The 12,688-nt window shown below is 66.7% G+C and carries 14 protein-coding genes; 13 read left to right on the forward strand and 1 reads right to left on the reverse strand.

Annotation, left to right across the window (positions count from 1 at the left end):
- Nucleotide 1: 1 nt before the first annotated feature.
- The 11 genes from H7K45_RS30575 (at nt 2) to H7K45_RS30625 (ending at nt 8,244) form a co-directional block, all read left to right on the forward strand.
- Nucleotides 2–1,006: an ABC transporter permease gene (locus tag H7K45_RS30575; RefSeq protein WP_263999955.1), complete on the forward strand. Its 1,005-nt coding sequence runs from the start codon at nt 2–4 to the stop codon at nt 1,004–1,006.
- Complete coding sequence (locus tag H7K45_RS30580) at nt 1,007–1,645, forward strand: cysteine hydrolase family protein (protein WP_263999956.1); 639 nt, start codon at nt 1,007–1,009, stop codon at nt 1,643–1,645. It abuts the gene before it with no gap.
- Nucleotides 1,642–2,100 carry an ABC transporter substrate-binding protein gene (locus H7K45_RS30585; protein WP_263999957.1) on the forward strand — a complete coding sequence of 153 codons (459 nt, stop codon included), beginning with the start codon at nt 1,642–1,644 and terminating at the stop codon, nt 2,098–2,100. The genes H7K45_RS30580 and H7K45_RS30585 overlap by 4 nt, the downstream gene beginning before the upstream one ends.
- A complete protein-coding gene (locus tag H7K45_RS30590; protein WP_263999958.1) occupies nt 2,070–2,486 on the forward strand; it encodes an ABC transporter substrate-binding protein in 417 nt (138 codons plus the stop codon). Before H7K45_RS30585 ends, H7K45_RS30590 begins: the two co-directional genes overlap by 31 nt.
- Nucleotides 2,426–3,472, forward strand: a complete 1,047-nt coding sequence (locus H7K45_RS30595; protein WP_263999959.1) for an ABC transporter substrate-binding protein — start codon at nt 2,426–2,428, stop codon at nt 3,470–3,472. Before H7K45_RS30590 ends, H7K45_RS30595 begins: the two co-directional genes overlap by 61 nt.
- A complete protein-coding gene (locus H7K45_RS30600; RefSeq protein WP_263999960.1) occupies nt 3,472–4,320 on the forward strand; it encodes an N-acyl homoserine lactonase family protein in 849 nt (282 codons plus the stop codon). Before H7K45_RS30595 ends, H7K45_RS30600 begins: the two co-directional genes overlap by 1 nt.
- Complete coding sequence (locus tag H7K45_RS30605; RefSeq protein WP_263999961.1) at nt 4,321–4,851, forward strand: hypothetical protein; 531 nt, start codon at nt 4,321–4,323, stop codon at nt 4,849–4,851.
- Nucleotides 4,848–5,885 carry an isopenicillin N synthase family dioxygenase gene (locus H7K45_RS30610; protein ID WP_263999962.1) on the forward strand — a complete coding sequence of 346 codons (1,038 nt, stop codon included), beginning with the start codon at nt 4,848–4,850 and terminating at the stop codon, nt 5,883–5,885. The genes H7K45_RS30605 and H7K45_RS30610 overlap by 4 nt, the downstream gene beginning before the upstream one ends.
- A 61-nt stretch (nt 5,886–5,946) precedes the next feature.
- Nucleotides 5,947–6,504 carry an ABC transporter substrate-binding protein gene (locus H7K45_RS30615; protein ID WP_263999963.1) on the forward strand — a complete coding sequence of 186 codons (558 nt, stop codon included), beginning with the start codon at nt 5,947–5,949 and terminating at the stop codon, nt 6,502–6,504.
- A complete protein-coding gene (locus H7K45_RS30620) occupies nt 6,455–7,408 on the forward strand; it encodes an ABC transporter substrate-binding protein (protein ID WP_372512709.1) in 954 nt (317 codons plus the stop codon). Before H7K45_RS30615 ends, H7K45_RS30620 begins: the two co-directional genes overlap by 50 nt.
- The gene (locus tag H7K45_RS30625) at nt 7,408–8,244 is read left to right on the forward strand and encodes an N-acyl homoserine lactonase family protein (RefSeq protein WP_263999964.1); all 837 of its coding nucleotides are present in this window, start codon (nt 7,408–7,410) and stop codon (nt 8,242–8,244) included. The genes H7K45_RS30620 and H7K45_RS30625 overlap by 1 nt, the downstream gene beginning before the upstream one ends.
- A 28-nt stretch (nt 8,245–8,272) precedes the next feature.
- Here H7K45_RS30625 and H7K45_RS30630 read toward each other — a convergent pair whose 3' ends face one another.
- Nucleotides 8,273–9,364: an iron-siderophore ABC transporter substrate-binding protein gene (locus tag H7K45_RS30630; protein ID WP_263999965.1), complete on the reverse strand. Its 1,092-nt coding sequence runs from the start codon at nt 9,362–9,364 to the stop codon at nt 8,273–8,275.
- 199 nt (nt 9,365–9,563) lie between these two features.
- Between H7K45_RS30630 and ctaD the strand changes: the two genes are divergently transcribed.
- On the forward strand, nt 9,564–11,426 hold the full coding sequence (gene ctaD, locus H7K45_RS30640; RefSeq protein WP_372512700.1) for an aa3-type cytochrome oxidase subunit I: 1,863 nt from the start codon (nt 9,564–9,566) through the stop codon (nt 11,424–11,426).
- Nucleotides 11,427–11,452: 26 nt separating this feature from the next.
- Nucleotides 11,453–12,688, forward strand: a complete 1,236-nt coding sequence (serB, locus tag H7K45_RS30645) for a phosphoserine phosphatase SerB (RefSeq protein WP_263999966.1) — start codon at nt 11,453–11,455, stop codon at nt 12,686–12,688.

A 12,688-nucleotide genomic window follows, 5' to 3' on the forward strand; every position in this document is an offset into this window, starting at 1 on the left:
CATGAAGTCCTTCATTGCGACACGACTGGCCGCCACGGTGGCGATCCTGGTCGCCCTGACCGGTGTGATGTTCTTGCTACAGCACATCTCTCCGATGGATCCGGTCAAGGCTCAACTGGGGGCCCAGGCCTCGGCGCAGGCCGTAGCCGCGCGACGGGAGGCCTTGGGGCTCAACGATCCTGTGCTGGTGCAGTTCTGGCATTATCTGACCGGTGCGGTGACCGGTGACCTCGGCACGTCGTTTCGCACCCGGCACGGGGTCGCGTCAGATCTCGGCACGTTCTTTCCGGCCACTCTCGAGCTGGCGCTCTACGGCCTGATCTTCGCGTTGGTGCTCGCGGTTCTGCTGGCCTTCAGCACGACGTTGAAGTGGCGCGGCGCCGGCATCCTGCGCGCCATCCTGTTCACCGGTTCCTCGGCGCCGATGTTCCTGCTCGGGATCCTCGGGTTGATCGTGTTCTACAAGGAGCTGGGCTGGGTACCGGCCAACGGTCGGATTGCCATCCCCAACCCGCCCACCGGTCCGACGGGGCTACTCACCGTCGACGGTCTGCTCAACGGGCGATTCGACGTCACCGCCGACGCCTTGCACCACCTGATTCTCCCGGCACTGGTCATCGCGATCGGGCCCGCCGTCGCCATTGGACGAGTCCTGCGCAGCAGCCTGATCGGCGACATCGACAGCGACTACGCCAGGACGGCACGCGCGAAGGGCTTGCCGGAAGGCAAGATCCTGGCCCGCCACGTGCTGCGGAACTCCGTCGGTTCGGCACTGTCGATGACGGGTCTTCAAGTGGGACTGATGTTCTCGGGCGTGCTGGTCGTCGAGCAAGTGTTCGGCTGGCCGGGCATCGGACAGTACATCGCCCAGAGCATCCCCGTCGCAGACTTCCCGGCCATCGCCGGGGTCACGCTGATGCTCGGCGCGCTCTACGTCTTCATCAACACGGCAGTGGACCTCATGCAGGCCGCGGCTGATCCACGTATCGCCACAACAGGAGGTTAAGTGCCGAAACAACCGCTCATCGTGGGAAACCCGGTGTTCGTCGTCGTCGACATGCAGGAGGGCGGCGGTCTACCCGCCGACGAGATGGGGATTGCCGTCATGCCCGGCAACGCCGAGCGCGTCGCGATCGCCGAGCGACTGCTCGCCGCGGCGCGCGCCGCGGACATCCCGGTGGTGTTCTTCCAAGAGGTGCACCGGCCCAACGGAGTCGACTTCGGCCGCGAACTCGACGGCACCGAGGGGGTGCACTGCGTGGAAGGGCAGCGCGGCACCGACCTCGAACCGACCCTGCGTCCCATACTCGATGGATCGCGCAACGAGTTCCACCTCGTCAAGCGGCGCTACTCCGGTTTCATCGGCACCGAATTCGACATCGTGCTCCGCGGTCTCAAGGCCGACACGCTGATCCTCGTCGGCGGTCTCACCGACGTCTGCGTGCACTACACCTTCGCCGACGCGCACCAGCGTGACTACTACGTACGCGTCGTCACCGACTGCGTCGGCGGGTCCTCTCGATACCGGCACGACGCGGCACTCGACGCGATGGAGTATCTGCAAACCGGAGCGCTACGCACCAGCGACGAGATCCTCGCCGCGTTCGCCGAGCGGGCCCCCCTCCTCGAAGGCGCCGCCACGTGATCACCAGACTGCGCGCCATGGCGGCCGTCGCCGTGGTCGGCGTTCTGACTCTCAGTGGTTGCGGCGGTTCGGATTCCGGGAGCAGCACGCCGAATGCCGCACCGACGGACAAGGTGCTTCACCTGTCGTTCCTCCAGGACCCGGGGCAACCACCGGACCCCGACATCTTCTACGCCGGCCAGGGTCTGTTGTTGACCACGAACACCTATGAGGGACTGCTTCAGTACAAGGGCGGGACGGACAAGCCGGAACTGGAGCCGCTACTGGCGACCGAGTGGACGGCGTCGCCGGACAACAAGGTGTTCACCTTCAAGCTCCGTGAGGGCGTGAAGTTCCACGACGGGACGCCCTTCACCTCCGCGGCGGTCAAGGCCTCGTTCGACCGCTGCTGGCGACCGAGTGGACGGCGTCGCCGGACAACAAGGTGTTCACCTTCAAGCTCCGTGAGGGCGTGAAGTTCCACGACGGGACGCCCTTCACCTCCGCGGCGGTCAAGGCCTCGTTCGACCGCCGCGCCGCGGTCAACCAGGGCCCGGCGTACATGGTCTCCGACGTCGAATCGGTGACCACACAGGGTGATTACGGTGTCACCGTCACCCTCAAGGCGCCGAACTCGGCGTTCCTGGACTACCTGGCGTGCGCGTACGGTCCGCGGATGCTCAGCCCGGAGGGTCTGGCCAAGAACGGCGGGTCCGACAACGCGCAGACCTACCTGACCACCCACGACCTTGGCACGGGACCGTTCACGTTGACCGCCGCCGAGGTNCGTACGGTCCGCGGATGCTCAGCCCGGAGGGTCTGGCCAAGAACGGCGGGTCCGACAACGCGCAGACCTACCTGACCACCCACGACCTTGGCACGGGACCGTTCACGTTGACCGCCGCCGAGGTCGGATCGCGCTATGCGCTCGCGGCCTATCCCGACTACTGGGGTCCGAAGCCGTACTTCGAGAAGGTGGAGATCCCGGTGATCACCGACGTTTCCGCCCAGCAGCTGCAATTCAACAACGGCCAGGTCGCGGCGATCTTGCACGATCTGCCGTCCTCGGCGGTGCAGTCCTACCTCGACAACAAGGCGTTCGCGAATTACTCGCTGCCGACCATGATGTCGAACTACCTGTACGTCAACCCTCACAAGGGCATGATGACCGACGCCAAGAATCGAATGGCGACCCTGCAGGCGATCGACGTCGACGAATTGGTCAAGCAGACGTACTTCGGGCGCGGCAAGGTCGCGGCGCAGGCCTACCCGCCGAACGTGATGGCCCCTCAGTACGCGAAGCAGTCGGTGCCGCACGACCCGTCGGTGCTGTCGGGTCTGGCCGGGGGCCTGCCCGCCGACCAGAAGAACGTCACCATCGGCTACGACTCGAGCAACCCGGACAACCAGTTGATCAGCAACCTGATTCAAACCCAACTGGCCGCGGCGGGCTTGACCGCCAAGGTGCAGGCGTATCCGACGTCGGAGACCTTCGCCTGGGTCGGAACCAACGGCCAGAACGCACCGGAGATCTTCGTGGCACTGGCATGGCCGGATGCGCCATCGCCATACACGTGGGGCCACATCACCTGGGACGCCGACGGCGGCCTGAACTATCTGGGCTGCTCCGCGCCGCCGGTGACCGACGCGCTCGCCAAGGGGCTGCCGGACGGGTCGCCCGATGCGTTCTCACAGGCTGCGCTGGAGGCCGTCAAGACCGGCTGCTGGCTGAACGTCGCCGACGTCGACGACTTCGTCGTCGCCCAGCCGTGGCTCAAGGGCGTCGAGCAGGCGCACGTCGTGACCAACCCGAACTCGCTGCGCCTCGCCGCGCTGTCGGTCGGCTGATGGCGGGGCTGGCCCGCAAGAGCGGTGTCCGCCGGATCGTCCTGCTCACCCTCGGCTGGGAGGATCTGCCGAAGTCGGTGTCGGTGTACGGCGCCTCACCGCAGGAGCAGATGCGCGAACCCGTGCCCGGTGTGCTGCTGCAGACCGACGGCGGCTGGGTGTTGCTCGACACCGGGTTCAACACCGCGCTGATACGGGATCCGGCGTTGCGGCGGCGGTACTTCCCCTCCGCGGAGTATGAGCCCCTGCTACCCGGGCCGGGGGAGCCGATCGAGGAGTCGCTTGCCGAGATCGGCGTCGACGTCGACGACATTCACCTCGTCGCGCTGTCGCACCTCCACGTCGACCACGCCGGTGGACTGAAGCTGTTCGCGGGCAAGGTGCCCGTGCACGCCCAGCGGCGCGAGCTGGAGTACGGGTTGTCGAATCATCCGGTGCCGCAGAGCCATGCGATCTTCCGGGTGGACTTCGACGATCCGACCATCGACTGGCATCTGGCCGACGGTGAGGCCGAGATCGCACCGGGCATCACCGCGATACCCACCTACGGGCACACCCCGGGTCACCAGAGCTTCATGGTCGAACTCGACGAATCGGTGACCGATGGTCAGACGCCGGGTGGTTACGTCTTCGCCTTCGACGCCGCGGATCTGACCGAGAACATCGAGCACGAGCGTGCCATCGGCGGCTACATCGACGTCGAGCCGGAGGAGACCGTCGAGCCCATCCTGCGGCTCAAGGAGCTGGCGGGACGGAAGGGGTACCCGCTGATCCCCGGGCACGATCCTCACGTGTGGCCCGAGATGACCGCCCACTTCCACGAGCGCTTCGGGCCGGTGCCGGCATAGATGGACGTCACGATCACCGAGTGCACCGGGCTGTGGCGGCGCGCCCTCCTCGTCGGGGCCGACGGATCGCGGGACGTCAGCGGCGACGTCCGATGGCTGCAGGGCATCACCGCCTACGTCGACTCCCGCGGGTTCGCCGGCCCACTTCATCAGCACGGCAACGTCTTCGAGTGGCACCGTGACGTCGACCTCGAGCCGCCGGGACCGTTTCCCGACACCGGGTCGATGGCCTGGGACGGTGACGTCCTCATCGAGACCGGCGTGCACGAGGACTACTCCGAACATTGGGTGCGCGATGCGGAACCGACGGGTCCGTGCGCGGCAGCCTTTCTGCGGTCCGCCGGCGGGTCGAGCGGGCTGCTGATGCGCGTCGGAGACCTCTTTGGTTGGGCTGGTTCGGGTTCGGTGGTCATCGGCGAGCTCGGCGGGGCGGAGTGGGCGGATCTGGAGATCGCGCCATCGGATGACCACGTCGACGCCGTCGGCGAACGATGGAGCGTGCAACGAAGCGAAGGGACGTCGATCGCGTGACCGGTATGACCTCATTCACCTCCGTGCCGATCGTCGACGTGAGCGCTCTGCGCTCACCGGACGCTGCCGACCGCGAGCGGGTGTCCAACGAGATCGGCCGGGCAGCGCGGGAAGTCGGCTTCTTCTACGTGAGCGGTTCCGGCGTCGACGAGTCGACGTTCGACCGCATGCTCGAGGCCACCAAGGACTTCTTCGCGTTGCCACTCGAGGAGAAGATGCGCAGCTACATCGGGCTGTCGCGTTGCCATCGCGGCTACGTGCCGGTGGGTGAAGAAGGTGTGGCAGAGGGGGTGCCGGATTTGAAGGAAGCGTTCGACACCGCGCTCGACCTGCCCGCCGACGATCCCGACTACCTGTCGGGAAACCCCATGCTCGGGCCGAACACGTGGCCGGACCTGCCGGGGTTCGCGGAGGCCGTGACCGAATACTACGAGGCGGTGCTCGAAGTCGGTCACCTGTTGTTGCGAGCGTTCGCCGTTGCGCTGGGGGAGGATCCGGAGACCTTCACCCGGCACGCCACCAAGACCCCCAGCCAGCTGCGACTGGTGCACTATCCGTTCAACCCCGACGCGCAGGACGCGATGGGCATCGGCGCGCACACCGACTACGAGTGCTTCACGTTGCTGAAGCCGACCGCACCGGGCCTCGAAGTCCTCAACGGTGCGGGGCAGTGGATCGACGTGCCCCCGGTGCCGGGCACGTTCGTGGTCAACATCGGGGACCTGCTCGAATTGTGGACCAGCGGCGCGTTCGTCGCGACCAGCCACCGGGTTCGGAAGGTCGCCGAGGAGCGTTACTCGTTCCCACTCTTCTTCAACGTCGACTACGACACCGAGGTGAAGCCGCTGCCGCAGTTCGTCTCTGCCGATCTGCCGCAACGCCCGCCGCTGAAGGCGGGGGAGCACCTGTTCGCTCAGACCGCACAGAGTTTCGCGTACCTGCGGCAGCGCGTCGACAGTGGTGACCTGGTGCTGCCGGAGGGATCTCTGAAGCTCAACCAGTTCGGCCAGCAGGCGCTCCCGGGCGTCGAGTGACCCGCATGCATCGCACCGAACCGTCAGCCACCATCACTCCCGTCCTCGAAGGAGCCACCCGATGACCGCCCGATTCCGTCCCCTTCGCGCCTTGACCGCCCTTGCGGCAACGGCCATTCTCGCCGTGACCGCCTGCGGCGGTTCGGATTCCGGGAGCAGTACGCCGAATGCCGCACCGACGGACAAGGTGCTGCACCTGTCGTTCCTCCAGGACCCCGGGCAACCACCGGACCCCGACATCTACTACGCCGGCCAGGGCTTGCTGCTGACCACCAACACCTACGAGGGACTGCTTCAGTACAAGGCGGGCACCGACAAGGCGGAATTGCAGCCGCTGCTGGCGACCGAGTGGACGGCGTCGCCGGACAACAAGGTGTTCACCTTCAAGCTCCGTGAGGGCGTGAAGTTCCACGACGGGACGCCCTTCACCTCCGCGGCGGTCAAGGCCTCGTTCGACCGCCGCGTACGGTCCGCGGATGCTCAGCCCGGAGGGTCTGGCCAAGAACGGCGGGTCCGACAACGCGCAGACCTACCTGACCACCCACGACCTTGGCACGGGACCGTTCACGTTGACCGCCGCCGAGGTGGGCTCGAAGTACGAACTGACCGCCTTCGGTGACTATTGGGGCACCAAGCCCTATTTCGAGAAGGTGGAGCTCCCGGTGATCACCGACGTCTCCGCTCAGCAGCTGCAGTTCAACAACGGCCAGCTCGCCGCCATCCTGCACGATCTGCCGTCCTCGGCGGTGCAGTCCTATCTAGACAACAAGTCGTTCGCGAATTACTCGCTGCCGACCATGATGTCGAACTTCGTCTACCTCAACCCCAAGAAGGGGATGATGGCCGACGCGAAGAACCGCACCGCGGTGCTGCAGGCGATCGACGTCGACGAGTTGGTCAAGCAGACGTACTTCGGTCGCGGCCAGAAGGCCGAGCAGATCTACCCGCCGAACATGATGGCCGACCAGTACGGCAAGCAGACCGTGCCGCACGACCCGTCGGTGCTGTCGGGTCTGGCCGGCGGCCTGCCCGCCGACCAGAAGAACGTCACCATCGGCTACGACTCGAGCAACCCGGACAACCAGTTGATCAGCAATCTAATCCAAACCCAGCTGGCCGCAGCCGGTCTCAACGCCAAGGTGCAGGCCTATCCCACCTCGGAGATCTATGGCTGGGTTGGCTCCGACGGGCAGTCCGCGCCGGACATCATGACCTACCTTGGGTGGCCGGACGCGCCGTCGCCGTACACGTGGGGTCACATCTCCTGGGATGCCGACGGTGGTCTGAACTTCTTCGGGTGCTCGGCGCCGGCAGTCACCGCGGCACTCAACGCAGGCCTGCCCAACGCCTCGCTCCCGGACTACTCGAACGCCGGTGAAGAGGCCGTCAAGACCGGCTGCTGGTTGAACGTCGCCGACGTCAACGACTTCATGGTGGCCCAGCCCTGGCTCAAGGGCGTCGAGCAGGCGCACGTGGTGACCGACCCGAATACGCTTCGGCTGGCCGCACTCTCGGTCGGCTGATGGCGACGCTGGTACGTCCCGGCGGCGTGCGGCGGATCATCCTGTTGACGCTTGGCTGGGAGGAACTGCCGAAGTCGGTGTCGGTGTACGGCGCCCCGCCAGAGGAGCGGATGCGTGAGCCCGTGCCCGGTGTGCTGTTGCAGACCGACGGCGGCTGGGTACTGCTGGACACCGGGTTCAACACCGCCCTGGTTCGGGATCCGGCGCTGCACCGGCGGTTCTACCCGACCGTGGAGTACCGCCCGGTGCTGCCCGGACCCGGCGAGCCGATCGAGCAGCGGCTTGCCGAGGTGGGGGTGGACTTCGAGTCCATTCACACCGTGGCCGTCAGCCACCTGCACCACGACCACGCCGGCGGGCTCAAGCTGTTCGCCGGCAAGGTGCCGGTGCATGCGCAGCGCCGTGAACTCGAGTACGGGTTGTCGAATCATCCAGAGCCCGAACGCCATGCGATCGCGCGGGTGGACTTCGACGACCCGACCATCGACTGGCGGCTGGCCGACGGGGAGGCCGAGATCGCGCCGGGCATCTCCGCGATACCCACCTACGGGCACACCCCGGGTCACCAGAGCTTCATGGTCGAACTCGACGAGTCGGTGGGTGGGGACGGGTTCATCTTCGCCTTCGACGCCGCGGACTTGACCGAGAACATCGAGCAGGAACTCGCCATCGGCGGATTCATCGACGTCGAACCGTCGGAGACCGTCGAGCCGATTCGTCGGCTCAAGGAACTCGCCGCCCGCAAGGGCTATCCCCTGATCCCCGGGCACGATCCACACGTGTGGCCGGAGATGACCATCCACTTCCACGAGCGGTTCGGTCCGGTGCCGGCCTAGACGGACGTGACTACCAGTCGAGCAGGTCTTAGTTGATCGGCGCGTTGACCACGGTGAGGTCGGCGAGGATGCCGCGGGCGGCCACGAGGCCCTCCCCGGTCTGCCACACCTCGTCGTTGACGACGTAGACCCGGTTGTCGCGGACGGCGGACAGCTTCTTCCACGCTTCGCTCTCGAGGACCTCGGGGGCACGGGCCTTGGCGGCGGGGGAGTCGAACGACAGGAAGATGACGTCGCCCTCTGCCGCGGAGAAATCCGACGACGGCGACACCTCGGAGGTGCTGATCTCCTCGTAGGGCTTGTCCTTGAACCGTTGGGTCGCCGGGCGGTCGGCACCGACGGCCCCCAGCACGCTGGCCGGGAAGTCGTCGAGGCCGTAGACGCGCAGCGTGTTCTCGGTCAGCCGCACCACCGACACCTGGTAGTGAGTGGCATCCTCGTCGGCGCTGGCCTTGTCGGCCGCCCGTTCGAAGTCGTCGACGAGCTGGTTGGCGGCACCGGCGCGACCCGTCGCGGCGCCGACCGTGCGCAGCGTGTCCTGCCAGCCCGGGCCGGGAGCTCCGGTGAAGACCGTCGGCGCGATGGCCGTCAACGGTCCGTAGGCCTCCGGGGTCAGGGCCTGCGACCCGAGGATCAGGTCGGGGTTGGCGGCCTTGACCGCCGCGAGGTCGGGCGCCGAGCGTTCGCCGGCCGCGGGCACGTCGTGGATGACCCTGCCCAGGTAGGACGGTTGGCCCGAGGACCCGTCGCGCACCGCGGCGACGACGACCCGCGATTGCAGGCCCAGGGCGCACAGGGCGTCGAGTTGGTCACCGGAGAGCACGGCGATGCGCTGCGGATCGGCGGCCACCTCGGTGGTGCCGGCGGCGTGGCGTACCTCGCGCTCGGGTGGATCGTCGAGGGGAGCGGGGTCGGGCGCGCAGGAGTCGTCCGGCCGACGCTGGTTGCCGAGGACGCCGGCGCCGGCGATCTTCGTGGTGCTGGTCAGCGGGGCGTCGGTCGCAGCCGCGGCGCCCGGGTCGCCGGGGGAGTCACCACAGCCGGCGGTGGTCACCACGACCGCGGTGACGACGGCTGCGGCGGCCGCGATCGGACCCCTTCGCACGCTGCGCCATGCCACGCCGCAGACGCTACCAAGCGTCGGGCCGCACGCCGTGCGACAGTGGACCTCCGACCGTAAGGGCCTGGTCAGGCAATGTCATCCGGCGAGTTCTTACCGAATACGACACTTTGTAGGACCCATGGCGCCACACCGCCCGGCGGGGGATAAGATCGACCCCGAGCCTACGGGTTCGCCCGTCGAATTTTTGGAGGACCTGTTGGTAGCCGAAGCGCCCCCAATCGGAGAACTCGAGGCACGCCGTCCGTTCCCGGCACGGATGGGCCCCAAGGGCAACCTGATCTACAAGCTGGTGACCACCACCGATCACAAGCTGATCGGCATCATGTACTGCGTCGCCTGCTTCGTCTTCTTCTTCGTTGGTGGACTGATGGCGCTGTTCATGCGCGCCGAACTGGCCCTGCCCGGCCTGCAGTTCCTGAGCAACGAGCAGTACAACCAGCTGTTCACGATGCACGGCACGGTCTTCTTCTTCGTTGGTGGACTGATGGCGCTGTTCATGCGCGCCGAACTGGCCCTGCCCGGCCTGCAGTTCCTGAGCAACGAGCAGTACAACCAGCTGTTCACGATGCACGGCACGGTGATGCTGCTGTTCTACGCGACCCCGATCGTGTTCGGTTTCGCCAACCTGGTGTTGCCGCTGCAGATCGGCGCGCCCGACGTCGCGTTCCCGCGACTGAACGCGTTCTCGTTCTGGCTGTTCCTGTTCGGTGCGCTGATCGCCATCGCCGGTTTCATCACCCCCGGTGGCGCCGCCGACTTCGGCTGGACCGCCTACTCGCCGCTGACCGACGCGATCCACTCGCCTGGTGCCGGTGGTGACCTCTGGATCATGGGTCTGGCCGTCGGCGGTCTTGGCACCATCCTCGGTGGCGTCAACATGGTCACCACGGTGGTCTGCATGCGCGCCCCCGGCATGACGATGTTCCGGATGCCGATCTTCACCTGGAACATCCTGGTGACGTCGATCCTCGTGCTGTTGGCGTTCCCGCTGCTGACCGCGGCGCTGTTCGGCTTGGCCGCCGACCGTCACCTCGGTGCGCACATCTACGACCCGGCCAACGGCGGTGTGTTGCTGTGGCAGCATCTGTTCTGGTTCTTCGGCCACCCCGAGGTGTACATCATCGCGCTGCCGTTCTTCGGCATCGTCTCGGAGATCTTCCCGGTGTTCAGCCGCAAGCCGATCTTCGGGTACACCACGCTGATCTACGCGACGCTGTCCATCGCGGCGCTGTCGGTCGCGGTGTGGGCGCACCACATGTACGCGACGGGAGCCGTTCTCCTTCCCTTCTTCAGTTTCATGACGTTCCTGATCGCCGTCCCGACGGGCATCAAGTTCTTCAACTGGATCGGCACGATGTGGAAGGGCCAGTTGACCTTCGAGTCGCCGATGCTGTTCTCGGTCGGCTTCCTCGTCACCTTCCTGCTGGGTGGTCTGTCCGGCGTCCTGCTGGCCAGCCCGCCGCTGGACTTCCACGTGACCGACTCGTACTTCGTCATCGCGCACTTCCACTACGTGCTCTTCGGCACCATCGTGTTCGCCACCTACGCGGGCATCTACTTCTGGTTCCCGAAGATGACCGGTCGGCTGCTCGACGAGCGCCTCGGCAAGCTGCACTTCTGGTTGACCTTCATCGGCTTCCACACCACGTTCCTGGTGCAGCACTGGGTGGGTGACGAGGGCATGCCGCGCCGCTACGCGGACTACCTCCCCAGCGACGGCTTCACGACGCTGAACGTGATCTCGACGATCGGTGCCTTCATCCTCGGCATCTCGACGATCCCGTTCGTGTGGAACGTCTTCAAGAGCTGGCGGTACGGCGAGCCCGTCGTGGTCGACGACCCGTGGGGTTACGGCAACTCCCTGGAGTGGGCCACCAGCTGCCCGCCGCCGCGGCACAACTTCACCGAACTGCCCCGGATCCGTTCGGAGCGACCGGCGTTCGAGCTGCACTATCCGCACATGGTGGAGCGGATGCGCGCCGAGGCTCACATCGGTGGCGGACCGCACCCCGAGGGTGGTGACGTCACCGAGGCCGACGACGTCAAGGTCCGTAGCTGACCGAGACGTAGACCCCAACGCAGGAGATGAGTTCGTCTAGCGTGTCGGTGTTGATCACGGTCACCGGGGTCGACCAGCCCGGTGTCACCTCGGCATTGTTCGAGGTGTTGTCACGGCACAAGGTCGACCTGCTGAACGTCGAGCAGGTCGTCATCCGCAACCGGTTGACCCTCGGTGTGTTGGTGGCGGGTCCCGCTGACGTCGTGGGTGGGTCGCAGCTGCGCGACGAGGTGACCGGCGCGATTCGGGCGGTCGGCCTGGACGTCACCATCGACAGCAGTGACGACCTTCCGGTGCTGGGGGAGCCCTCGACGCACACCATCGTGGTGCTGGGGCGGCCCATCTCGGCCGAGGCGTTCGGGGTGGTGGCCAGTGAGGTCGCCGCGCTTGGGGTCAACATCGACTTCATCCGGGGAGTCTCGGACTATCCCGTCACGGGGCTCGAGCTGAGGGTGTCCGTGCCGCCGGGTGCGGCCTACGGCCAGCTGCAGACGGCGCTGGCCCGGGTGGCCGCCGCCGAGGGCGTCGACATCGCGCTGGAGGATTACAGCTTGTCGCGACGGGCCAAGCGGCTCATCGTGTTCGACGTCGACTCGACCCTGATCCAGGGTGAGGTCATCGAGATGCTGGCCGACCGGGCCGGGGCTCTGGCCGCGGTGGCGGAGGTGACCGAGGCCGCGATGCGAGGTGAGCTGGACTTCGCCGAGTCGTTGCACCGGCGGGTGGCCACGCTGGCCGGCTTGCCCGCCAGCGTGCTCGACGAGGTGGCCGATCAGATCGAGCTGACCGCGGGAGCGCGGACGACGATCCGGACGTTGCGCCGCCTGGGCTACTACTGCGGCATCGTCTCCGGTGGCTTCCGCCAGGTCATCGAGCCGTTGGCGCACGATTTGATGATGGACTTCGTGGCCGCCAACGAACTCGAGATCGTCGACGGCAAGCTCACCGGTCGCGTGGTCGGCGACGTCGTCGACCGGCCCGGAAAGGCTAAGGCGCTGAGGGACTTCGCCCAACAGGTCGGCGTTCCAATGGAGCAGACCGTGGCCGTGGGCGACGGTGCCAACGACATCGATATGCTCTCGACCGCCGGGCTGGGGGTGGCATTCAACGCCAAGCCCGCCCTGCGTGAGGTGGCCGATGCATCCCTGAGCCACCCCTATCTCGACACGGTGCTGTTCATCTTGGGCGTCACCCGCGGAGAGATCGAGGCGGCCGACGCGGTCGACGGCACCCTGCGCCGCGTCGACATCCCCGACGACTGA

The sequence above is a fragment of the Mycobacterium yunnanensis genome, from assembly GCF_025823185.1.
GTDB classification, from domain to species: Bacteria; Actinomycetota; Actinomycetes; order Mycobacteriales; family Mycobacteriaceae; genus Mycobacterium; species Mycobacterium yunnanensis.